This is a genomic window from Cupriavidus sp. KB_39 (assembly GCF_052114485.1).
In the GTDB taxonomy this organism is placed as follows: domain Bacteria; phylum Pseudomonadota; class Gammaproteobacteria; order Burkholderiales; family Burkholderiaceae; genus Cupriavidus.
Window position 1 is genome coordinate 35,675 of record NZ_JBFREV010000037.1, and the last position, 23,292, is coordinate 58,966.

The following is a 23,292-nucleotide window of genomic DNA, read 5'->3' on the forward strand; positions in this document are numbered from 1 at the left end:
AGGGTCGGTCAGCCGACCATCCGCATCGGCAGCAGCGCGTAGGCGATCGTCAGCACGCCGACGATGGCCGGGGAGCCGTACTTGAGCGCCAGGCTCTGCGACTGCACGCCCAGATACGTGTACGCGCAGATCAGCATCATGGCGCAGGCAAAAACAAGGCCGTCATAGACTTGCATGGATGTCTCCCAGAGTTCGTTCTTCGACTACTTCTGTGATGGCGGGCTGGCTCGAATCGGGGCGCCCGCGGTACTGCCCAACGCAATCTATTGAGGCCCATGGTCGTCACTTCACCGGGCCGTGACAATCATGGAAATCCCTGCTCCTGCCGCGCCTGGCTCATCGCCTATGGCGCGTGCCTTATTTGCCGCATCGCACCAATCCGCGCCGCCGCAGCCGGCGCTGCGGACGGGGCGTGCCCAGCGACGCGGCGTCGTTGCCGAACGGGATCGGGTGGTCCATGTACGCGTTGAGCTTGTCGCGCACGAAGGAGGTGTCATCGCCCACCGTCGAGATGATGCCCGTGGTGGCGCCGCCGCCCAGCAGCAGCGTGAAGATGCCGCGATACGGGAAGTCGCCATAGGCCGGGGCGCTGACGTCGAACGGTATCGAGCGCTCGAACATGTCCTCGGCGCTCGTGCCCATCGCCCAGTGGAAGGCATCCGGGAACTGCAGGGCGATGATCTTCGGATTGATGTTGTGGTAATCGCTGCCGATGGCCGGATCGCCGAGGATGTACGTGCCGCCCGTGCCCCAGTTCTGCGTGTCGAAGTTGTCGTTGACCGGGTCCGTGACCAGCGGCGCATGGCTGGCCGGCACCTGCCACGGCATGATCGGCACCTTGAGATCGCGGCTCAGTTCGGCGCAGAAGTCGAAGAAGCGCTTCCACTCGTGCACCCAGTAGCAATAGCCGTTGGCGTAGGCGCGGATGGTGAAGTCGTCGGCCTCGTAGCGGTCCACGGCGAGGAAGTCCGGCGCGTACGGCCCCTCGTGGACCTTCAGCGCCCGCACATACGCGGCGGTGACCCGGCCGTTGCGGACCGGTGAGTCGTCGGATGCGTAGATCCACTCGGACGCCCCCACCCCCCACAGGTTGACCTGCCAGCCGAAGGTGACCGCCGGCGCCACGGTGCGGATCAGCCAGTTCACGGCCGCCACATAGCCCCGGATGTTCTCTTCGATGTTCTGCGGAATCGTGGCGACCACCTTCCAGTGGGCCAGGGCCTGCCGCAGCGGCTCGCGCACCGGCATGGCGTAGTCCGGCGCGAATCCGCCCTGCTGGCAGGCGCCGAGGAAGTCCGGGTTGACCACGAAGCCGCACGGCACCGGATGATCGACATCGGTGTGGGCCTTCGCCAGGTTCAGCGACAGGATGAGGTTGCCGAAGCTGTGAGCCAGCCCCTGCGTGTTGGCGAGCTGCGTGGGCGTGTCGCCGAGCGACAGGTTGCAGGTATAGGACACCATCACCGGCAGCACCTTGTGGCCGCCGCCAATCTGCTGCTCCACATCGCGCGCCAGCAGGATGGTGCGCGTGGTCTGGGCGTCGTCGGTCAGGTATTGGCCGGGATCGCCGGCCCCATCGAAGCCCGCGTACTTGAACACCGATGACGCGCGCGCCGCGACGAAGTCCACCGCATTGCCCGGCGTCAGGTCGGCGCAGCCGCCGAAGCTCAGGAAATCCGGGAAGCCGCGCACCTTGAGGTTCGCGCCCTGCGMGACGTCGATATGCAGCTGCGCCTTGCCCGTGGACAGCACGACGAGGTAGTCCGCGGTCTGCGTGTTGTACACCACGCCGTCGTAGATGAAGTCCGACACCTCCACGGCGTACGTCTGCGGCTGCACCGGCACGGCGAGGTTGTAGCTATGCGTGCCCGCCACGAGGTGGAAGGTCTGGTGATAGCTCATGTTCGGCGCCACCAGRCGCACGTCCAGCGGCGCGTTGACGGTCACGTCCGAGGTGATGACGACCGGCAGCGTCACGAAGCCGGCGGTGCTGACCGGCGTGGAATGCATGTCGGCGGCCGTGAACGCAACGAACTGGAGCTTGGTATCGAGCGAACGGTGCTGGGACGGGAACGTGTGGCGAACGTTGTTCACCGCGATGCTCGCCACGCTGATGTCGACCACGCCGACCAGCGGCAGCCCGTGCAGTTGCGTGAGATGCCCGGGCGGGCTCGAGAACGCGGCGAGCGGGTCCTGGCTGTTGCGGGACACCACCGTGACGTCGAGCAGTTCGTCCGCCAGCACGGGAATATCGCCAATCGACACATCGAGCGCCGCGGTGTACTTCGCCGGGTCGTAGACGACCATGATGACTGCATTGCTGCCGGGCGTGACCGTGACGGTCGACGGCTGCACATGGGCAGTGGACACGACCGTGCCGGCATGGTTCGACAGCGGGCTGGCGGTAATCGAATACGTGCCGGCCGGCAGCGCCAGCGGCGTGGTCGTGCCCGGCGCCACTGTCTCCACATGGACTTGGGTGCCCTGCGTGAAGTACAGGGTCTGGGCGGACGAGTACAGCCGCTCATCGGGCGCCGAGTTGGCCTGCACGCTGACGATGCCGTTGGTATCCGGCAGCGTATCCGCAGCCAGCGCGAACGACGACAGGTAGTCGGCCGCGTCGGGGCCGGTCAGGTCGCCATTGATGCCGATATTGATCTTGTCCTGGGCGGCAAACGTGTGCCCCAGTTCGAAAATGAGCTTGGCGGTGACGTCCCAGGTCTGGCTGTCGATCTGGTCATTCGTGGTCTCCGCCGTGGTCGGCGTCCACATCCAGAACTGCGGATTGAAGTCGGTGGGCTGCACCGATGCCGGGGAATGGAACCCCATGCCGAGGAAGTCGTTGACCCGGACCGCGCTGCCATCGGCGTAGCGGATATTCGTGACCGAGATCACGCCATACCACTGCGACGCCCCGCTCTCCACCTTGATGTCGTAAAGCACTGCCATGATCCCTGCCTCCGCATGTTCGTCAGCGCGGCGCCCCGTGCGCCAGCGTCAGCGCAGGTTAGGCGGCAAGGCAGGATCGGAGAATGGATTGGCGATGCGCGCCGGATGCATCAGATGGATCAGGCGCGCCGGGAAAGGCYGGACAAGKGGAAGTCAGGGACTCAGCGCTGGCCGAAATGCGCGTCGCGGAACAGCTTCTCGAGCCCGCGCGGCTGGGAGCGCCAGTACTGCTTCGGGGCGTCCACGCTGGCGCCGAGCTTGGCGGCGGCATGCCACGGCCAGCGCGGGTCGTAGAGCATGGCGCGCGCAATCGAGATGACATCGGCCTCGTGGTTGGCGACGATGGATTCGGCCTGCTCGGGTTCCGTGATCAGGCCCACGGCCAGTGTCGGCAGGCCCACCTCGGCCTTCACGCGCTGCGCGTACGGCACCTGGTAGCCCGGTCCGAGCTTGATGGCCTGCTGCGGGGACACGCCGCCCGTGCTCACATGCACCGCCGCGCACCCGCGCGCCTTGAGCGCGTGGGACAGCGCCAGCGTGCCGTCGATGTCCCAGCCGTTCGGCACCCAGTCCGTGGCGGAGACGCGCATCCACACGGGCCGCTCGGCCGGAAACGCCTCGCGCACGGCATCGAACACTTCCAGCGGGAAGCGCATGCGGTTCTCCAGGCTGCCGCCGTACTCGTCGGTGCGATGGTTGGCCAGCGGAGACAGGAACTGGTGCAGCAGGTAGCCGTGCGCGCCGTGCACCTCGATACCGTCGATGCCAAGCCGCGCAGCGCGCTTGGCCGCCGCGACGAAGTCGTCACGAATCTTGCGCATGCCGGCCTTGTCCAGCGCCACGGGCGGCACTTCGTCCGCGCCATGCGGCACCGCCGACGGCGCCAGAGTCTGCCAGCCGCGCGGCTGGTCCGGGCGGATYTGCGCGCCGCCCTCCCARGGTGCCTGGCTCGACGCCTTGCGGCCCGCATGCGCGAGCTGCACGCTCACGGCGATGGGCGAGTACTTGCGCACCGCGTCCAGCACGCGGCCCAGCGCGGCCTCGTTGGCATCGCCGTACAGGCCGAGGTCGTCCGGCGAGATGCGGCCCTCGGGCGACACCGCCGTGGCCTCGACGATCAGCAGCCCGGCGCCGGACAGCGCCATGTGGCCCAGGTGAATCATGTGCCAGTCGGTGGCCGAGCCCTCGTCGGCCGAGTACTGGCACATCGGCGCAATCGCGATGCGGTTGGCAAGTTCGAGATTGCCGATCTTGTAGGGCGTGAAAAGTTGGGACATGAACAGGTTCCTTCGGAGGCCTTCAGGCGTAGSCGGGTGTCACGATGTTTGGCGATTGTAGTGGCGCGCGGAAAACCTTGCTCGCAACGCCCCTACAGCGCCGCCGACCCTTATCGCACCCGTCCCCGCAGCGCCAGATCCGCCCCCAGCGCAATCACGAAGGCCACCGCGCCGCAGGCAAAGATCAGCGCGTAGTTCTCGTGCGTGTGCGCGAACAGGTAGGAGTAGCCGTAGCCGGCCAGCACCTGGAACAGCGCGAAGGCGCTGGTCACGCGGCTCCAGGCGGCGCGCTGCGCGCTGGGGTCGTGCGGCAGCGCGTCGTGCACGCGGCCGAGCATCAACGGCACCACGCCGGGCGTGAACGCGCCGAGCACGATGGTGGCCGCCACGATCGCCACGGGGCCGTCCCACAGCGCCAGCGCCGCCACAGCCAGGGCCTGGAGCGCCAGCGCCAGCCGGTAGGCATTGCGGAAGCCCATGCGGTCACCCATGAAGCCGGAGACCAGCGGCCCGGCGATGGCTGCCACGCCGTAGAGCACCCAGTAGCCGGCGCCCACGTTGGCGCCCTGCCCCAGCCCGCGCGCCACGTAGTCCACCAGCAACACCATCGCCGGCACCAGCCCCAGCGCATTGGCCGCGTATTGCAGGCTCAGCAGCCGCAGCGTGGGCCGCTCGGCGCGGAGCGCTGCACCAATTTCGGGGTGCCCGGCGGGCGAGGCCGGCGTGCCGGCCGGCGCATCGGTGGTCGGCCAGCCGAACCAGCTCAGCGCCGTCAGCACCAGCGACAGCGCGCCAAGGCCGAGCCACGTCTCGCGCAGGCCCAGCGTCAGCAACGCCGGCACCAGCGTGCCGGATGCCGCGATGCCCAACCCCAGGCCGAGAAAGATCATGCCGCTGACGAACCCGCGCCGCGCCGGCGCGATATGGGGCAGGATGGCCGTCGCCACGAGCACCATGATGGCGCCGCCTGACAGCCCGGACAGGAAGCGCCAGACGAAGAACCAACTCACCGAGAGCGGAAACGCGCAGGCGAAGAACGCCGCCGTGGCGGCCACCATCAGCCAGCGCAGCGCATGGCGGTTGGACAGCCGCGCGGCGATCGGCCGGCCAAACAGCGCGCCGGCGAAGTAGCCCGCGAAATTGGCGGCGCTGAGCGTGACCGTATCGGCGGCGGTGAACCAGTGCGCGTGGATCAGCGGGGGAATCAGCGGCGTATAGGCAAAGCGTGCGAGGCCGATGGCGACCAGGCTCGCGCAGAGGCCGGCCAGCGCGGCATAGAGGGCCCGGGCATCGAGCGCCCCGTCCGCGGAGGGCCGGATCGCGGTGGGTGTTGGTGCCGTAGCGGCATCTTGGGACATGACGGAACTCCTTGGGGACGAACGCCGCCCCCGCGCTGCGCCGGCAGCACGTTGGCGAATGGATCAGGGGGAATGCGAGGCGGGCCGGGGGCCCTCAGCGGATCAGCGGATCGGCATCAACACGATGGCGGGGACGTGGACGGCAGACCCAGCATGGACAGCGCCTGCCGCACCATCGCCTCGAGCAGCGGGCGCTCGGGCATCACGCGCGACAGCACGCGCAGGCCCACCTGCACGGCCAGCAGGTTGGCGGCCACGTCCTCGGGGACGAAGTCGGCATCCAGCGTGCCGGCGGTCTGCGCGGCGCGCACGGAACGTTCGAAGAACGCGCGGAGATCGTCCAGTTCCTCGGCTACCACCTCGCGCAGCGCGGGGTCGTCGGACGAGGCATCCAGGGAAGCATTGATCAGCATGCAGCCGCGATGCTGCGGGTCCGCCAGTGCGCGCTCCACGCTCTCGGCGAAGAACGCCGARATGGCCTCCGCCGGCGGATGRTTCGCTTCCGCGCGCGCGATGCGGGCACGCAGCGACTTGTTCAGGTAGTCGTCCAGCGCCAGCAGGAACAGCGAGCGCTTGTCGCCAAACGCGTTGTAGAGGCTGGGCTGGGTCAGGCCCATGGCCTGCGTCAGCTCGCGCGTGGACGTGGCCTGGTAGCCCTTGTCCAGGAAGGTGTTCTGGGCGGCGGCCAGCGCAGCCGCTGCGTCGAATTGCCGGGGTCTTGCCATGACGATTCCGTTTTGTATCGGTCGATATGAAACGGATTATAGAGCGATCGATACAAAACGCAAGGTCGGATGCTGCGTCGCCACAAAAAACAAACCGCCCGGCGGGGAACCGGGCGGTGTCTTTTGGGAATCGGGGTGACGCAGAGCCCTCTTATTGACTCAGTTTCACCACGGTGAGCTGCGGGTCCGCCGCAATCGCCTGTTCCGTGAACGGCAGCGAAATCCAGCGTTTGGCCGAGAACTGCCGCATCTGGTCCCAGGCGTGCGGCGAGTTGGGATCGACCGACTGGCCGTAGACGAGCAGCGCCTGCGCCACCGGCCCTTGGTCATCGAACCCCACCGTCTGGACATAGCTGGTGCCGAAATAGACGTGCAGGCCCTGCGCCGACACCGGCTGGCTGGTCAGCTTGTTCAGCACGCCCTCGTACTCCTCGCCGCCGTGGAGCGCGATGCGGCCCGCCGGGGAAATCGCCGCCTGGACGTCTCCAAGTGGCGCATCGAGCGCAAATCCAGCCGTGCGCATGGCCCCGACCGCGTCCTTGAGCGCCTTGAACACCGCCGGGCCCACCGTGCCGTCCTGCATGCGCAGGCCGCGCGGCGTGTTGACCGGGTCCGCCGCATTGAACGCCACGGCGTAGACGTTGGGGATGGTGTGCGCGCGCATCCAGAACTCGCGGAACAGGGGTGCCGCGCGGCTCTCCACGTTGCTGCGGCGGTCCCACTGGCCCAGCGCCGCGCACCCATCGCGCAGATCCGCATCGGCCTGCGCCGCCTTGCCGGCACAGGCGCGCAACAGGTCGTCCAGTACGATTTCGGCCGCCAGGTTGCGGTCACGGAACAGCACGGCTTGCAGGCTCGGCACATCGAAACGATTGCCGGGCAGGCCATCCACGCCCGACAGCCGCTTGCCGATCTCCATCAGGCCCACGCGTGTGCGCAGCCGCTGTGGCACGCCCTGCGGGCCKAGCACCGGCGAGAAGCCCTCCAGCTTCTGCGCCGGGTTGGTCAGCCAGGAGCTGTCGTTGCTATTGGCCACGAAGTCGTCGCGCTCCAGCACCGGCATGGCCGATGGCGGCACAAGGCCCGGCACCGGCGAGGCGGCGTCCACGGTCCAGTTGCACGCGGCGCGTGAGCCGTCCAGCAACACCATGCCGGTGCCCACGAGCAGCTTCTTCGCCAGCGCGGCGCCCTCGCCGGCCGGCGCACACTGGCCGAGCATCGCCGTCGAGACGTTCGGCGTGACCGAGACATCGGCGAACAGCGCACGRCCATGGCGGTCCGTGGCGATCGTGTTGACCCAGGGGATGCCGAGGTTGCCGATGGCCTGGCGCACATCGCCCACATTGCCGGCGCGGGCGATATCCAGCCAGGTGTCGATGGCGCGCATGTTATTGCGGTTGGCGTCGCGCAGCGTGTAGGCGCGCTGGGCGGTCCACGGCAGGCCGGCAGCCGGCATCGCCACCACGGGGCCGTACTCGGTCAGGTAGATCGTGTGCGTACGCGCCGCCAGCGTGCCGTCAGGCTGGCGCACGTCGTAGCGCACCGTCTTCGTGGTCATCTTGTGCGGCTTGCCGTCGATCAGGTAGGTCGTCGGGTCGCCCTCGGCCAGCTTCAGTTCGAACAGCGTGAAACGGCGCGCGGTGGACACCGTGTGGGTCCACGCCACGTCCTTGTTGAAGCCGATGCTGATGATGGGGAACGAGGCGATGGACGCGCCCATCACGTCCAGCTTGCCCGGGACGGTCAGGTGGGCTTCGAAAAAGCGGTTGGTGGTGGTCCACGGGAAGTGCGGRTTGCCGAGCAGCAGGCCGCGCCCGTTGACCGTGGCGGCCTTGCCGAAGGCCCAGCCGTTGCTGCCGATGGGCGGATCGAGTAGCTGGAGGTCACGGTTGACGGCGTCGACGTCGATCGACGCGACATCGATCTTGTCGGACAGCGCCGCAGCAGCCTTGCCGGCGGCAGGCGGCGCAGCGGCCAGGATGCCGGCCGCGAGGGCGCCGGCGCTGGCCTGGATGCTCTTTTCCTCGGCCAGCCGCGCCATGTCCAGCGCGGTGATGGGCCGCACCCACGCGGCATTGCGGCAGGCGGCGGGGCGCTGCGCCGGCGGGGTATCGCGCAGATAGCGGTTGTAGCCGGCGATGTAGCCGCGCAGCAGTTCGCGCGCCTCGGGCGACTGCGTGGCCATGCCGGCCTGCAGGGCGTCGTCGTCCAGAATCGCGCGGAAGAACGCGTCTGCGTCAGTGTTGCGCATGCGCTTGAACGAGACCTCGGTGGTCTGGTCCGGGCCGAACACGGCCGAGCGCTCGCCGCTGACCGTAACAAGCTGGTCGGCCATCAGGCAGACGTTTTCCTGCGCATAGGCGTAGGCCATGCCGAACGCCACGCCGGCGTAGTCGTTGGCACGGATGTGCGGAATGCCGTACGACGTGCGCCGGATTTCCGCGCTCAGGCCCTGCTCGCTGCCATATCCCCCGCTGGTGGCGCAGCCGGTCAGCGCGGTGGCTGCCAGGGCCAGCGTGGCGAGCGCGATCGCGCCTCGCGCAATGCGATGCTTCATCTGTCTCTCTCCGTCTCTTGTGATTGTTCTGGGTGCCGCGTGGCCAATGGTCGGGTAAATCGGGGCATGACAGGTAGGGGGAATCTCGCCAGAATTGGTGGCAATGCCGCCATGCGGCGCCGCCCCCGCTCCGATGACCATCGTCTATCTGATCTGCTATCCCGCCGTGGCGGTCTCCACGCTGGCCGTGGCGGCCGATACGCTGATGATCGCGAACACGCTCGCCTCCATGCAGCCACGGCGGCGCGGCCACGCCACGCCCTTCCAGTGGCGGATCGCAGCAGCCGAGCCCGATCGCTGGCGCGCCGCCGCCGAGGTCATGCGGGCCGAGGTGGTCGGGCTGGACGCCCTCGCGCAGGCCGACAGCGACAGCATGGTCGTGATCGGCCCGCCGCTGTTCGACCATATCGCCGGGCTGGAACTGCTGCTATCAAAGATCGATGCCGAGCGCGCGGCCATCGCGGCGGCGGCGGCCAACGGCGCACTGCTGGTGGCGCCATTCACGGCGGTGGCGCTGCTGGTCGGCCTGACACTGCCCAAGCCGTGGCGGCTGGCCGTGCCGTGGCTGATCGGGAACTGGATGCGCGCCGGGGAGCCGGCGCGGCGGCTGCCGGCCGATCAGGCCATCGTGGAGAGCGGCAACCTGCTCAGCGCGCGCGCGATGGAGCAGATCCACGTGCTGATGCAGCGGGCCGTGGCGCGCATGGCCGGCGACGCGCTGGCCCGCACCGTCGGCAATACCCTGCTGGACCAGCCCGAGCGCGGCGCGGCGCTGAAGATATGGCTCCGCGCTGGCGACGCGCCCCGAGAAAGCGTGGTGCTACGCGCCCGCCGGCACCTGCAACAGCATCTGGCCGATCCCTACGACCTGGCGCGGCTGGCAGCGGTGGCCGCCACCAGCGAGCGCACGCTGCTGCGGCATTTCATGAAATCGGTGGGGATGTCGCCGCTGCAGTTCCTGCACAAGCTGCGCGCGGAACGCGCCTGCCATCTGCTGGAGGTGACCACGCTGAGCCTGACGGCGATTGCCGAGCAGTGCGGCTATCAGGATATGTCAGCGTTCCGCTCCGTGGTGCGCAAGCACACCGGCCTGCCGCCCGGGGCGCACCGGCGCGCGCACTCGGTGCGGGCCGAGTTGCGCGCGGGGGCGGCTTAGCCCCTGCCACGTGCTGCGGGGCCGGGCTCGGTGATCGCGCTATAGACCAGCGTCCGCAACTGGCGCCGCACGGGGAACGCGGACGACGGCAGCAGCTGCGTCAGGAACACGCCGATCAGGTCTTCCTGGGGATCGACCCAGAAGAAGGTACTGGCGGCGCCGCCCCAGAAGAAGTCGCCCGCACTGCCCGGCATCAGCGTGCTCGCCGGCGTGACCGTGGTGGCGAAGCCGAGACCGAAGCCCACCCCATCGTAGGTGGCCTCGCTGAACATCGAGCGCGACAGGCGCGGGATGTCCTGCCCGCCCGGCAGATGGTTGGCGGTCATCAGCGCCAGCGTCTTGGGGCCGAGCAGGCGCACCCCATCGAGTTCACCGCCTTGCAGCAGCATGCGCGAAAAGCGCAGGTAGTCGGCGGCCGTGGAAACGAGCCCGCCGCCGCCGGAAACCAGCGTGGGCGGCTTCAGGTACGGGCTGGTGCGCGGGTCGTCCTGCAGTGTCGGACGGTCCTGGGACACCACTTTGGAGCCAAGCACGCCSACGGCATAGCAGGCGCTGAAGCGCGAGACCTTGTCTTCCGGCACGTGGAACGCGGTGTCCACCATGCCCAGTGGATCGAGGATGCGCTGCTTGACGAAGCTCTCGAACGGCATGCCACTGACCTTGCCGACCAGATAGCCCAGCACGTCGGTGGAAACCGAGTAGTTCCACGCCTCGCCGGGCGAGAACTCCAGCGGCAGCTTCGACAACTGCYCGACCATGTCGTCCAGCGTCGTGCCCTCGGTGGTCCGGTCGGCAATCTTCAGCTTGCGGTAGGCGGCATCGACATTGCTGTTCTGCTGGAAGCCGTAGGTCAGGCCGGACGTATGGCGCAGCAGGTCCACCACCAGCATCTGGCGCTTGGCCGGCCGGGTCTGGAAGCTATCCATATAGCCGCCCGCATAAACGCCGAGGTTCTCCCAGGACGGGATGTACTTGCTGACAGGATCATCGAGGGCGATCTTGCACTCCTCCACCAGCATCATGATCGCCACCGAGGTGATCGGCTTCGTCATCGAGTAGATGCGGAAGATCGAATCCTCGGCCAGCGGCGTCTGCCGCTCGCGGTCGGCCACGCCCAGCACGGAATTCAGCACGACTTCGCCGCGCCGCCACACCTGGACCAGCGTGCCGGGCAGCTTGCCGCTGGATACGTAGTTGGTATCGAGGAACTGCTCGACCCGCTCCAGCCGGGCCCGGGACATACCTTGCACCGTCTTGTCTTGCATCGCCGAATCTCCTGGTTGTTTTTATCGCGATGATCACACAATGCGGACCAGCACCGGATGGTAGCCGGACATCTTGGCATCCGCCGTCAGCAGCGTCATGCCTTCTGACAGGGACTGTGCCACCAGCATGCGGTCGAACGGATCCTTGTGGTTCGGATTCAGCGCGAGTCCGTCAAGCGTGCGCGCATGCAGCTTGGTCAGGTCCAGGGAGCGGTATCCACACAAGTCGAACACAGTCGAGGCTTGCGYAGCCGTGAGTTCGAGCTTGCCGATGGACGACTTGATCCCAATCTCCCACAGGCTGRCCGTGGACACAAAGATGTCGTTGATGGGATTGGCGATCAACTCGGCGGCGGCTGGCGGCAATTGGGGGGCATCGAAGGCCGCCCACAAGGCGATGTGCGTATCCAGCAGCAGCCTCATTCACGCTCCCCATAGAASAGCGCGGCAACGTCCTCGTCCACTTCGTTGAACTTGGCCAGCGTCGTGTCGTCCATCACCGCCCCGAACAACGCCCTGCCGCCGCCGATGCGCCTGGACACATCCACCGAAGCCGATATCGGCACCAGCCTCGCGGCCGGCTTCCCATTGCGGGCAATGATGACTTCGGTCTCCAGGCCGGACTCGACCGCATCCACCAGCCTGGACAACTGACTCTTGGCCTCATGCATGTTGATGGTTGGCATCTTTTATCCTAGCTAATCTTCTTAGCTAAGTATAGCCCATCCGGCGGCAGGACGAAAACGCCCTAAAACTTCGGAATCCGCAGCGTCTTGCTGATCATGAACGAGCCGCTCAGGACGAACAGCAGCGCCATCGGGTGGAAGGTGCCGGGGCCGATCAGCCAGGCGCCGGCGGGCAGGGCATCGCCGATGCGGCCAGCGGCGGCGCACCAGGCCAGGATGCCGGTCAGGACCACGCTGGTCGGGATCGGGGTGCCTTCGAAGTACTTGACCTTGCCGGTGCCCTCGGCCAGCGTTTCGGCGGTCACGTTGAAGCGTGCCAGCCGGCTGACGCCGCAGCAGACGAAGTAGATCAGCGCGGCGAGGTCCCAGCCGCCGCGCATGCCGGCGGCGAAGGCCAGCGTGGCCGGGCCCACCCCGAACGAGATGATGTCAGACAGCGAATCGAGTTCGCGGCCCAGCGCCGAATGGGCGTGGCGCCAGCGCGCGATACGGCCGTCGAGCACATCGAAGATGAAGGCTGCCGGCGCCAGCGCCGCGGCGATGTAGAAATAGGTCAGCATCGGCTCGGCCACGTAGTACATGGCAAAAAATACCGATCCCATTCCGCACGCCGCGTTGGCCAGTGTAAAAAAATCGGCCAGCTGCAGGTCGCGTAGCATCGAGAAATGCCGTGGGCGCTCCTGGGGTGTCGCCATGCGCAACCTCCGGGTCAGAGCACGGTGGTGACGTGATGCACCTGGGGCGGCGCGGCAAAGCAGTCGCCCACGAGCTTGCGCCAGGTCTGGAAGTCGTCGGACTCGCGGAAGTGGACCATGTGGTCTTCCACGGTTTCCCAGGCCACCACGAGCGCGTATTGCGACGGCTGCTCGATCGAGCGTCGCAGGTTCATGCCGTGGCAGCCGCGCGCACGCAGGAACAGCGGCTTGGCCTGCGCCACAGCGCCTTCGAACTGCGACTCCATGCCGGGCTTGATGGTGATCTGGGCGATTTCGTGAATCATGATGGTCTCGTGTTCGGGTGGGATCAGAGTCTTCCGATCAGTCAGCAATGCGCCGCGAAGCGGCTTGCTGTCTACCTTAGCAGATTTTGGCGCGCGCTCGTCACGTCACGCGGTGCCGCGCCAGCCCCATCACGAGGTAGGCCACCACGAGCGCGTTSGCCACGGCCAGCCCCACATGGAGCCATGTGGGATGGCGGATCGCCTCGTAAACCTCCACCGGAATATAGATGCCGCCGGACCACACGCCGAGCCAGTTGCCCCATGCGCGCCCACGCCAGAGGCCATAGGCTTCGGTGAACCGCATCAGCGCGTACATCGCGGCCGAGCCGCCAATGGCCCAGAGCCGCCCATCCGTGGGATGGGCAAGCAGCGACAGGAAGATGGTGGGATACCGGCTCGCCGGGTTGATATGGAAGCGGCTGACGATGGCTTCCGCCAGTGCCTGCGCGTCGCGGTGCAGCAGCGCCACGAGGCCGATGCCGGCCAGGATGACGAGCGCGCCCTTGGCGGCTTCGAACATTGCAATGCTCTTGAGGCCCAGTTGCGGGCTGGCTGCTGCCCCTTTTGCCATGGCGAGTTGCGGGAGTCGACGAAGCCGCCATTGTGCAGCATTCGCGGCGGGACGGATCGCCCGGCTGGCCTAGCGCGCCTGCCGCTCCACCATCGGGCCGCCGGCGTCGATGCCACCGCCGGCCTCGAGCGGGCCGGTGACCGTGAGCGGCCCATCGACATGCAGGTCGCCGTGCACCACCATCGTGCCATGTACCGTCAACGGCCCATGGAACACCTTGAGCAGGCCGCGCGCCGGCGGCGGCGGATAGCCGCGCCCCGGGGAGGAGAACCACGCAGCAGTGATTGGACCCTCTGCGTAGACGCTGCCGTCCACGCTCAGGGTGCCCTGCACCGTGACTGGCCCCTTCACATGCGCCGAGCCGCCTACCGCGATCGATCCCGTGGTCGAGGGCTGGGCGCCTGCCCACTGGGGCCACAGCATGCCCAGCGACAACTGGGTGGCCGCCATCATGGCAACAAGCAGTCTCGATGGCATGGCGCCCTCCTCTTTCATGGCGCCGCTACAARAAGAAACTGGCGCGATGCATCCAGTGTAGTGCTCTGGATACCTCGCGCCAGCGTGCCCCTGCCGGGGCTTACGACTTGTTACGCCGCTTACTGCCTAGGCTACTGGGCGGTTTGTTGCGCCGCCGGTTGCGCGGTGCCGTTGGCCGCCACCGACTCCGGCAGCGGACCCCAGCCGCCGCCGAGGCTGCGCACCAGCGACACCGTCGCCGCTGCGCGCAGGCCCGCGACCTGATTAGCCTCACGCTGCGACTGAAGCACCGTGCGGTCCGCGTCGATCACGGTCAGGTAATCGACCGCACCGGCATCGTAGCGGCTGCGCGAGATGCGCTGCGCGCGGCGGGCGCCGGCCAGCGCGCCGTCMAGCGCCGTACCCTGCTGGCTCAGCCAGCGCACGTCGGCCAGGCTGTCTTCCACTTCGCGGAAGGCCACCAGCACGGTCTGCCGGTACGACGCCACGGTTTCCTCGTGCGCGGCGCGGGCGCCGGCCAGATTSGARCTGTTGCGGCCACCGTCGAACACGGTCTGCGCGACGGTCGTGCCAATCAGCGGCCCCAGCATCCACGTACGCGACGACCACTTGAACAGGTTCGACAGATCGGCCGATTCGAAGCCGAACAGCGCGGTCAGCGAGATACGCGGGAAGAACGCGGCCTTCGCCACGCCGATCCGCGCGTTGGCGGCCGCCATCTGCCGCTCGGCGGCGGCGATATCGGGACGGCGCTCCAGCAGCTCCGACGGCAGGCCGGCCGGCACCGCCACAGGTGCCGTGTCGAACGGCCGCGCAGCCAGCGTGAACTGCGCCGGCGGCACGCCGGTCAGCACGGCCAGCGCATGCTCCTGATTGGCGCGGCGACGCTCGATACCGGCCAGGTCCGCGCGCGCGGTGCCCAGTTCGGCTTCGGCACGGGCCGGATCGAGGTCGGTAGTCTCGCCGGCGTCGTAGCGCTTCTTCAGCAGCGACAGCGCATCCTCGCGCAGCTTGATCGTCGCGTTCAGCAGTTCGCGTTCGCTATCCAGCGTGCGCAGCGCGAAGTAGGCCTGCGCGGTGTCAGCCTGCAGCGCGAGTTGCACCGAGCGATACAGATCCTCGGCAGCCTGGGTGTCTGCCCGGGCGGCGTTCACACTGCTGGCCACGCGGCCGAACAGGTCCAGCTCGTAGCTGGCGAAGGCACGGGCCTTGTACACGGTCTGCGGCGACACACGGGTGCCGTCAGGCAGGCCCTGCGAGGCGGCTGACGCCTGCGTACGCGTCGGATCGAGCCCGACGCTCAGTTGCGGATAGAGGTCGGCCTCGGTCGCGCCCATGAAGGCCCGCGCCTGCTTCAGCCGGGCGGCTGCGGCAGCGAGGTCCTGGTTGCTGCCGTTGGCGGCCGTGATCAGGCGGTCCAGGTCGGCATCGCCGAATACCTTCCACCAGTCACCGCGATGCTGGCCCTCGGCCGGCGTAGCGGTCTTCCACTGCGCGCCTTCGGCCTGCGCCGCTTCCGCTTCCTTGAACGCGGGCACGGAGGCGGTCTCGGGCACCTTGTAGGTCGGCGCCAGCGAGCAGCCCGCCAGCACCAGCGCGGCGGCCAGTGTGGCCAGGCGGGGCAGCGTGCGTGTCAATTGCGCAATCATGATGTGTTCCCTTTTTGCTTTCATGTCTCTGATTGGCTTATTCCGCCGATGCCACCGCGTGCGAAGCCGAGGCGTCATTCGCCACGGCCTTACGCTGGCCACGGGTGGCCCACAGGCGCAGCGCCACGTAGAACACCGGCGTCAGGAACAGGCCGAAGAACGTCACGCCGAGCATGCCCGCGAACACCGCCACGCCCATCGCATGACGCATTTCCGAGCCRGCGCCGGWSGASACCACCAGCGGCACCACACCCATGATGAACGCGAACGACGTCATCAGAATCGGGCGCAGACGCAGGCGGCTCGCTTCGATCGCGGCCTGCACCACCGTACGGCCGTGGTGCTCCAGTTCCCGTGCGAATTCGACGATCAGGATCGCGTTCTTCGCGGACAGCCCCACCAGCACGATGAAACCGATCTGCGTGAAGATATTGTTGTCACCACGCGTCAGCCACACGCCGGTCATGGCGGCCAGCAGGCTCATCGGTACGATCAGGATCACGGCCAGCGGCAGCGTCAGGCTCTCGTACTGGGCTGCCAGCACCAGGAACACCAGCAGCACGCACAGCGGGAAGATCCACACACCCGCGTTGCCGGCCAGGATGTCCTGATAGGTCAGCTCGGTCCATTCGAACTTGATACCCTTCGGCAGCGTTTCGGCGGCGATGCGCTCGGCTGCAGCCTGCGCCTGACCCGACGAGAAGCCCGGTGCCGGACCGCCGTTCATGTCAGCGGCCGTGAAGCCGTTGTAGCGCACCACGCTGTCCGGGCCAAAGCCCTGCTTCACCTGGACCAGCGAGGACAGCGGCACCATGTCGCCATTCACGTTGCGGGTCTTCAGTTGCAGGATGTCCTCGGCATGGGCGCGGAACTGCGCATCTGCCTGCACCTTCACCTGATACGTACGGCCGAACTTGTTGAAGTCGTTCACGTACGCCGAGCCAAGGTAGGTCTGCAGCGTATCGAACACGTCCGTCACCGGCACGCCGAGCTGCTTGGCCTTGGTACGGTCCAGCTGCACGTCGAGCTGCGGCACGTTCACCTGGTAGTTGCTGAAGATGCCAGCCAGCTCCGGCGTGGCGCGTGCCTTGCCCATGAACGCATTGGTCGCATCGAACAGCGCGTCATAACCCAGCGCGGCGCGATCCTCGATCATCAGCTTGAAACCGCCGATGGTGCCCAGGCCCTGCACGGGCGGCGGCGGGAACACGGCGATGAACGCGTCCTGGATCGCACCGTACTGCTTGTTCAGATCCGCTGCGATGGCATCGCCGGACAACTCCTTGCTCTTGCGCTGATCGAACGGATCGAGCGAGACAAACACAATGCCGGCGCTCGGGCTGTTGGTGAAGCCGTTGATCGACAGGCCCGGGAACGCAATGGCCGATTCCACGCCCGGATGCTTGAGGGCGATATCCGACATGCGGCGGATCACGTCTTCCGTACGGTCCAGCGTGGCGCCGTCCGGCAGCTTGGCAAAGCTCACCAGGTACTGCTTGTCCTGCGCCGGCACGAAGCCCTTCGGCACCATCTGGAACACGCCCCACGTSGCCACCAGCATCACGGCATAGACGCCGAACACYGCRCCCTTGCGACGGATCACACCCGTCACGCCGCGGCCATAGTTGTCCGAGCTGCGGTGGAAGAAGCGGTTGAAGCGCTTGAAGAAGCCGCCGAAGACCTTGTCCATGCCACGCGTGAGCCAGTCCTTCGGCGCATCATGGCCGCGCAGCAGCAGGGCCGACAGCGCCGGCGACAGCGTCAGCGAGTTGAAGGCCGAGATGATCGTCGAGATCGAGATCGTCAGCGCGAACTGCTTGTAGAACTGGCCGGTCAGGCCCGTCATGAAGGCCAGCGGCACGAACACGGCGATCAGCGTCAGCGCGATGGCGATAATCGGGCCGCTCACTTCGCGCATGGCCTTGTAGGTGGCCTCCTTCGGCGAGAGTCCTTCCTCGATGTTCCGTTCGACGTTCTCCACCACCACGATCGCATCGTCCACCACGATACCGATGGCCAGCACAAGGCCGAACAGCGACAGCGCGTTGATCGAGAAGCCGAACGCATGCATCAGGCCGAAGGTACCGACGATCGACACCGGCACCGCCAGCAGCGGGATGATCGACGCGCGCCAGGTCTGCAGGAACAGGATCACCACCAGCACCACCAGCGCGATGGCCTCGAACAGCGTGTGAACCACGGCCTCGATACTATGGCGCACGAACTGCGTGGGGTCATAGACGATGCTGTAGTCCACGCCTTCCGGCATGTTCTCCTTGAGCTCGGCCATGGTCTTGCGCACGTCATCCGAGATCTGGATGGCGTTGGAGCCCGGTGCCTGGAAGATCGGCAGCGCCACGGCGGACTTGTTGTCCAGCAGCGAGCGCAGCGCGTACTCCGACGCACCGAGTTCGATGCGGGCGATGTCCTTCAGGTAGGTCACCACGCCGTCGGACGAGGTCTTGACGACGATGTCGCCGAATTCCTCGACGGTCTGCAGACGGCCCTGCGCGTTCACCGACAGTTGCAGGTCAGTGCCAGGCAGCGACGGCGACTGGCCGATCACACCGGCYGCCACCTGCACGTTCTGCTCGCGGATGGCCTTGACCACGTCTGACGCGGCAAGATGGCGCTCGGCGATCTTCTCCGGGTTCAGCCACACGCGCATCGAGTAATCGCCCGCGCCGAACATCTGCACCTGACCCACGCCCTGGATCCGCGCAAGGCGGTCCTTCACGTTGATCAGCGCGTAGTTGCGCAGGTACGTCATGTCGTAGCGGTCGTTCGGCGAGACCAGGTGGACCACCATGGTCAGGTCGGGCGAGCTCTTGACGGTCGTGATACCCAGGCGGCGCACGTCCTCGGGCAGGCGCGGCTCGGCCTGCGAGACGCGGTTCTGCACAAGCTGCTGGGCCTTGTCCGGGTCCGTGCCCAGCTTGAAGGTCACCGTCAGCGTGAGGTTGCCGTCGCTGTTGGCCTGCGAGTTCATGTASAGCATGTCCTCGACGCCATTGATCTGCTCTTCCAGCGGCGTRGCCACCGTTTCGGCGATCACCTTCGGGTTGGCGCCCGGGAACTGCGCGCGCACCACCACCGACGGCGGCACCACCTCGGGATACTCCGAGATCGGTAACTTGAACATCGAGATGGCGCCGATCAGGAAGATCAGCACCGACAACACGCCCGCGAAGATCGGGCGATCGATAAAGAATTTCGAGAGATTCATCTTGGTCTCGGCGAAAGCACTCCCCCTGGCCGTCCGCCGGAGCGGACGCCATATGCTGCAAGGGAGAAAAAATTAAGCTACCTGTGCGTACTGCGGGGTAGTGCTCAGCTCACGGTCTTGGCCGCTGCGGCTTCGGCAGGCTTGTCGGCCTGGCCCGCCTTGTCCTCGGCAGCCTGCTTGCGGTCCGGCGTGGTGCCACGCGGTTCGAGTTCGCTGCGATAGGCCATGGCCACCGGCTTCGGCGCCACGGTATCGCCCGGACGCACGCGCATCAGGCCATTCACGACGATGTTCTCGCCCGGCTGCAGACCCTTGCGGATCACGCGCAGCCCTTCGAACGACGGCCCGAGGTTCACCTCGCGGTAGACCAGCTTGTTGGCCTTGTCCACCACCAGCACGAACTTCTTGCCCTGGTCCGTGCCGATGGCGCGGTCATTGATCAGCACCGCCGGGTGCGGCGTGCCGCCCCCGAGCTTGACCTTGGCATAGAGGCCCGGCAGCAGGCGGCCGTCGGCGTTGTCGAACACCGCGCGCACGCGGATGGTGCCGCTGCGCGTATCGAGGCGGTTGTCCACCGAGTGGATCTTGCCCTTGTGCGGGTAGTCGTCCTCGTTGGCCAGGCCGACGAACACCGGCAGGTCGTTCTTGCCGCCGCCGGCGCCCGGCGCCGTGTAGCGCAGGTAGCTCTGCTCGTCCACGTCGAAGCTCGCGTACACCGGCGAGACCGACACCACCGTGGTCAGCGGCGGCGAAGCCGCACCCGCCGCCACGAGGTTGCCCACCGTGATTTCCGCACGCGACACCTTGCCCGAAACCGGTGCAACGATGCGCGTGTAGCTCAGGTTCAGGCGCGCCACTTCCAGCGCAGCCTGCGCGCCACGCACGTCGGCGGTGGTCTCGCTGGCAGCGTTGATGCGCTCGTCGAACTCGCGCTTCGAAATGGCGTTGTCATCCAGCAGGCGCTGGGCGCGTACCTTTTCGCTCTGCGCGTGGCTGGCGCGCACCTGGGCCGCGTTCAGCGCGGCGTCGGCACGGGCCACTTCGGCCGCATAGGGACGCGGGTCGATCGTGAACAGCGGATCGCCCTTCTTCACGATGGAGCCTTCGCGGAAATGCACCGTGTCGATGGTGCCGGAGACGCGCGGACGAATCTCCACGCGGTCCACGGCCTCGATGCGGCCCGAGAATTCATCCCATTCGGTGATGGTCTGCCCCACAGCCGCCGCCACTTCCACCGCAGGGGCGGACGGTGCCGGGTTGGCCTGTGCTTCCCCGCCGTGCCAGGGACGCAGAACCGAGGTCGCCACGCCGGCGCCCAGGATTGCCACGATGGCAATGGCGATCAGCGTGCGTCGAGACTGATGATTCATTTTTCTTCACTCCGTGTTCGTCGGGTTTTCTTCAACTGGAAAAGCAAAAGGCCGAACGCCCCCCGCCGGGCTGGAAGGCCCGGAAAAATGGGAAACAAGGGTTCGTCCCCGCCTGGATGGACGGGGCTATGCCACTACCGCTGCCAGCCTCRAAGGGCGCTGGCTAACTTGCTCCGGTCGCTCAGGCTCCTTGAGCGCCGGGCCGGCGTTCGGCCGGTGATGAGGTATCGTCGGTTTGCGCAAAACACTCGCGCAAGAACCGCGCACCTTCGTTGACCCATGCCTGGCACTGCTCATGGGATTCTTCCACCCCGTCGCCACAGGCGCCGGGCATGATCAGGGTGCGGGCCGGAATGCCCGCCTTGACGAGTTTTGCCGCGAAGGCTTCGCCCTCGGCGCGCAACGCATCTTTCTCGGCCACCTGCACCAGCGTGGACGGCAGCCCCACCARGCGCGATGCCATGGCCGGTGCCGCATACGGGTGCACGCTGGCGGCCGGCGTGGGCAGGTAATCACGATAGTTGCAGGCCAGGCGGCGCAGCATCTCCATCGGCACCTGGCCGGTCGTGCACATCGACGCGTGCTGGAGGCACGGGTCCGTTACGGGGCGGATCAGCCATTGCCCGGCGGGCTGCGGCAGGCCGCGGTCACGCAGCATCTGCGCCAGCGCAATCGCGAGATTGCCGCCGGCTTCCTCGCCGACCAGCGCGAAGCGCAGCTTGTCCACCTTCAGCTTCTTGGCGTGCTTGAGCACCCAGACCGCCGTATTCACCGCATCTTCCGGCGCGGCCGGAAACGGATGGTCAGGCGCCAGCGAATACGCCGGCGTCACCACCACGGCCGGGACCGACTTCGCCAGATCCCGCGCCAATGCCTGTGCCGCTTCCACGCCACCTTCGACAAAACCGCCCGCGTGCAGGTACACCAGCCACGGCAGCAACTCGGTGCTGCCCGCCGCCGGTGCATACCCGGCGGGATAGGCCACGCAGACCTTGATCTCGCGGTCGCCGCTCGCCACCATGTATTGCTCAGCGCGCGCTTCTCCCTTGCCTGCAGCCGGTTTCACGGCGGGGGTGATGGGATTCACGGTCTTTGACATGGTGGTTACGACGCCTGCACGGGCCGTCGATACTGTGTTGCGATGCAACGAATTATGGTGATTGACCCGATTGGGATAAAGCTGGAGATTGCCAACGCACTGTTTCTGGAGTGGAATAATCGCCAGAGTGTTGCGAGAAGTGAAACCACACGCTTGGCAAGGACACCGGAAATGTGATTCACTCCGGTCCTCGGTGCACGCACGGTTGGGGAACCGCGCCCGCCACCGAGCCCCCAGACCTCCACCCATCCCCGCTCCGGCCGCCACTGGCGGACCGCCGGCAGCAAACCCAGGGCACGCACTTGACATGCGCGACCCCACTCCCGCCAGACACCATCCTTCGGAACGTAGCCCCCGGTCTCACCCCTTTCGGAAGCAACATCATGGATCGTCTTGTCTCTATGCAGGCATTCACTCGGGTGGTGGATGTCGGCAGCTTTGCGCGCGCGGCGGAGTCCCTGGACCTGCCAAAAGCCACGCTCACCCGCCTGATCCAGAACCTGGAGACCCATCTCGGCGTCAAGCTGCTGCACCGGACCACGCGGCGCATCAGCGTGACCACGGACGGCGCCGCCTATTACGAACGCTGCGTGCGCATTCTGGCGGACGTGGAGGAAGCCGAGCAGTCGCTCACGCGCCATAACAACTCGCCACGCGGCACCTTGTGCGTGGACACCACGGCCGGCCTCGCGCGGATGGTGCTGATTCCCAACCTGCACGATTTCTACAACGCCTACCCGGAACTGAAGCTCGAGCTGACCATCAACGGCAAGCCGATCGATCTGCTCCAGGAAGGCGTGGACTTGGTGCTGCGCGTGGGCTCGCTGGATGAGGCGATGGTGGCGCGGCGCCTGGGCCAGGTCAAACTGGCGTTCTTTGCCTCGCCGATCTACCTGCGGCGTTTTGGCACACCCGCCGACCTGACCGAGCTGGCGCAGCACAAGGCCATCAACTATCTGTCCAACCGGCACGGCCGCGAAATGCCGTGGACGTTGTCACGCGGCGGCGAGAGCAGCGAGATCCTGCTGCCCTCGGCCATCTCCACCAACGACGCCGAYGTCTACATCGGCTGCGCGCTGGAAGGCCACGGCATCGCCCAGATTTCGCGGGCRATGGCGGAGCCCTACGTCCAGAGCGGCCGGCTGGTCGAGGTCATGGGTGACTGGCAGACCGAGGARTTRCCGATTTCGGCGATGTACCCGCAGAACCGCCACCTGTCGGCGAAAGTGCGGGTCTTCGTGAACTGGGCGGCCGACCTGTTCTCCCGGCATCCGCACTTCGGCGTGGCGCCGCAGCAACTGGCGGCGTAGGCCTTGCCAGACCGGTCCGCAAACCCCTTGCACCGCTGTGCAAGGGGTTTTTTCATTTCAGCGTCCAACACGAAGCGGGGATGGATCGCGCCGTATTGATTCACGCCGGTTTTCTTGCTACGTTTCTGTCGCTTGACTTATCAACAATAATCACAAACGGGTCCAATCATGAGCCATCTCCTGCGCTGGCGCCACGCCGCGCGGCCTTTGCGCGTACAAGCCGCCTTTCTGCCATGCCTCGCGCTGTTCACCGCCCTGCTGTTGGGCGGATGCGCGGCGGACGAATCCACCGAGGCACCGGCAGTGCCCACGGCGCCCACAGTGCCGGCCCCACCCGGCCCGTACGCCATTGGCGGCACCCTCGCCGGCCTCGCCGCCGGCAGCCAACTGGTGCTTCAAAACAACTGGCAGGATGCGCTGACGCTGTCCGCCGACGGCAGCTTTACCTTCGCCACGCCCGTGGCGCATAACGGCGGCTACGCGGTCACCATCGCCCAGCAGCCGGCCGGACAGGTCTGCTCGGTGGCAGGCGGCGCCGGGGCCGGTGTGACCGCAGCGGTCACAAATATCGCCGTGGTCTGTGCCACCACTCGCTTCACCGTCGGTGGCAAGGTCAG

At 67.0% G+C, this 23,292-nt stretch carries 19 protein-coding genes and 1 pseudogene; 3 read left to right on the forward strand and 17 right to left on the reverse strand.

Annotated features, from left to right (window positions below):
• Positions 1-8 precede the first annotated feature (8 nt).
• The 6 genes from AB4Z27_RS23105 to AB4Z27_RS23130 all read right to left on the reverse strand — a co-directional run bounded on the left by AB4Z27_RS23105 (position 9) and on the right by AB4Z27_RS23130 (position 8,866).
• Entirely contained in the window at positions 9-176 is a 168-nt protein-coding gene (locus AB4Z27_RS23105) for a hypothetical protein (RefSeq protein ID WP_177219923.1), read from the reverse strand.
• A 181-nt stretch (positions 177-357) separates the two neighbouring features.
• Positions 358-2,949 carry a hypothetical protein gene (locus tag AB4Z27_RS23110; protein WP_441645345.1) on the reverse strand — a complete coding sequence of 864 codons (2,592 nt, stop codon included), beginning with the start codon at positions 2,947-2,949 and terminating at the stop codon, positions 358-360.
• A gap of 161 nt (positions 2,950-3,110) precedes the next feature.
• Complete coding sequence (locus AB4Z27_RS23115; RefSeq protein ID WP_441592702.1) at positions 3,111-4,226, reverse strand: NADH:flavin oxidoreductase/NADH oxidase; 1,116 nt, start codon at positions 4,224-4,226, stop codon at positions 3,111-3,113.
• A gap of 110 nt (positions 4,227-4,336) precedes the next feature.
• A complete protein-coding gene (locus tag AB4Z27_RS23120) occupies positions 4,337-5,584 on the reverse strand; it encodes a YbfB/YjiJ family MFS transporter (RefSeq protein ID WP_092295026.1) in 1,248 nt (415 codons plus the stop codon).
• A 116-nt stretch (positions 5,585-5,700) separates the two neighbouring features.
• Positions 5,701-6,309, reverse strand: a complete 609-nt coding sequence (locus AB4Z27_RS23125; protein ID WP_092295024.1) for a TetR/AcrR family transcriptional regulator — start codon at positions 6,307-6,309, stop codon at positions 5,701-5,703.
• 151 nt (positions 6,310-6,460) lie between these two features.
• Entirely contained in the window at positions 6,461-8,866 is a 2,406-nt protein-coding gene (locus tag AB4Z27_RS23130) for an acylase (protein ID WP_092295022.1), read from the reverse strand.
• A 133-nt stretch (positions 8,867-8,999) separates the two neighbouring features.
• On the opposite strand from AB4Z27_RS23130, the gene AB4Z27_RS23135 reads away from it, so the two are divergent.
• Positions 9,000-10,022: a helix-turn-helix domain-containing protein gene (locus tag AB4Z27_RS23135; RefSeq protein WP_092295020.1), complete on the forward strand. Its 1,023-nt coding sequence runs from the start codon at positions 9,000-9,002 to the stop codon at positions 10,020-10,022.
• Here the strand turns inward: AB4Z27_RS23135 and AB4Z27_RS23140 are convergent.
• The 11 genes from AB4Z27_RS23140 to AB4Z27_RS23190 all read right to left on the reverse strand — a co-directional run bounded on the left by AB4Z27_RS23140 (position 10,019) and on the right by AB4Z27_RS23190 (position 21,365).
• Entirely contained in the window at positions 10,019-11,287 is a 1,269-nt protein-coding gene (locus AB4Z27_RS23140; RefSeq protein WP_441645346.1) for a serine hydrolase domain-containing protein, read from the reverse strand. The two genes, AB4Z27_RS23135 and AB4Z27_RS23140, sit on opposite strands and share 4 nt — an antisense overlap.
• A 33-nt stretch (positions 11,288-11,320) precedes the next feature.
• Positions 11,321-11,710: a type II toxin-antitoxin system VapC family toxin gene (locus AB4Z27_RS23145; RefSeq protein WP_441645347.1), complete on the reverse strand. Its 390-nt coding sequence runs from the start codon at positions 11,708-11,710 to the stop codon at positions 11,321-11,323.
• Positions 11,707-11,973 carry a type II toxin-antitoxin system Phd/YefM family antitoxin gene (locus AB4Z27_RS23150; protein ID WP_441592706.1) on the reverse strand — a complete coding sequence of 89 codons (267 nt, stop codon included), beginning with the start codon at positions 11,971-11,973 and terminating at the stop codon, positions 11,707-11,709. The genes AB4Z27_RS23145 and AB4Z27_RS23150 overlap by 4 nt, the downstream gene beginning before the upstream one ends.
• Before the next feature lie 62 nt (positions 11,974-12,035).
• Positions 12,036-12,668 carry a CDP-diacylglycerol--serine O-phosphatidyltransferase gene (pssA, locus tag AB4Z27_RS23155; protein ID WP_092295012.1) on the reverse strand — a complete coding sequence of 211 codons (633 nt, stop codon included), beginning with the start codon at positions 12,666-12,668 and terminating at the stop codon, positions 12,036-12,038.
• Positions 12,669-12,682: 14 nt separating this feature from the next.
• The gene (locus AB4Z27_RS23160; RefSeq protein WP_092295010.1) at positions 12,683-12,973 is read right to left on the reverse strand and encodes an antibiotic biosynthesis monooxygenase family protein; all 291 of its coding nucleotides are present in this window, start codon (positions 12,971-12,973) and stop codon (positions 12,683-12,685) included.
• A 100-nt stretch (positions 12,974-13,073) separates the two neighbouring features.
• On the reverse strand, positions 13,074-13,544 hold the full coding sequence (locus tag AB4Z27_RS23165; RefSeq protein WP_092295008.1) for a DUF2127 domain-containing protein: 471 nt from the start codon (positions 13,542-13,544) through the stop codon (positions 13,074-13,076).
• A 69-nt stretch (positions 13,545-13,613) separates the two neighbouring features.
• Positions 13,614-14,021, reverse strand: coding sequence for a hypothetical protein (locus AB4Z27_RS23170; RefSeq protein WP_441592707.1), 408 nt, complete (start codon positions 14,019-14,021; stop codon positions 13,614-13,616).
• A 131-nt stretch (positions 14,022-14,152) separates the two neighbouring features.
• Positions 14,153-15,670 (reverse strand): efflux transporter outer membrane subunit, encoded by a 1,518-nt coding sequence (locus tag AB4Z27_RS23175; RefSeq protein ID WP_092295006.1) that lies wholly within the window; start codon positions 15,668-15,670, stop codon positions 14,153-14,155.
• A 37-nt stretch (positions 15,671-15,707) separates the two neighbouring features.
• Positions 15,708-18,896, reverse strand: coding sequence for an efflux RND transporter permease subunit (locus AB4Z27_RS23180; RefSeq protein WP_441645348.1), 3,189 nt, complete (start codon positions 18,894-18,896; stop codon positions 15,708-15,710).
• Between the two features lie 104 nt (positions 18,897-19,000).
• Positions 19,001-20,266, reverse strand: coding sequence for an efflux RND transporter periplasmic adaptor subunit (locus AB4Z27_RS23185; protein WP_092295002.1), 1,266 nt, complete (start codon positions 20,264-20,266; stop codon positions 19,001-19,003).
• 181 nt (positions 20,267-20,447) lie between these two features.
• Positions 20,448-21,365: an alpha/beta hydrolase gene (locus AB4Z27_RS23190; RefSeq protein ID WP_092295001.1), complete on the reverse strand. Its 918-nt coding sequence runs from the start codon at positions 21,363-21,365 to the stop codon at positions 20,448-20,450.
• A gap of 383 nt (positions 21,366-21,748) precedes the next feature.
• On the opposite strand from AB4Z27_RS23190, the gene AB4Z27_RS23195 reads away from it, so the two are divergent.
• Positions 21,749-22,675 carry a LysR family transcriptional regulator gene (locus AB4Z27_RS23195; protein WP_441645349.1) on the forward strand — a complete coding sequence of 309 codons (927 nt, stop codon included), beginning with the start codon at positions 21,749-21,751 and terminating at the stop codon, positions 22,673-22,675.
• Between the two features lie 168 nt (positions 22,676-22,843).
• Positions 22,844-23,292, forward strand: a pseudogene (locus AB4Z27_RS23200) (hypothetical protein); the annotation flags it as partial.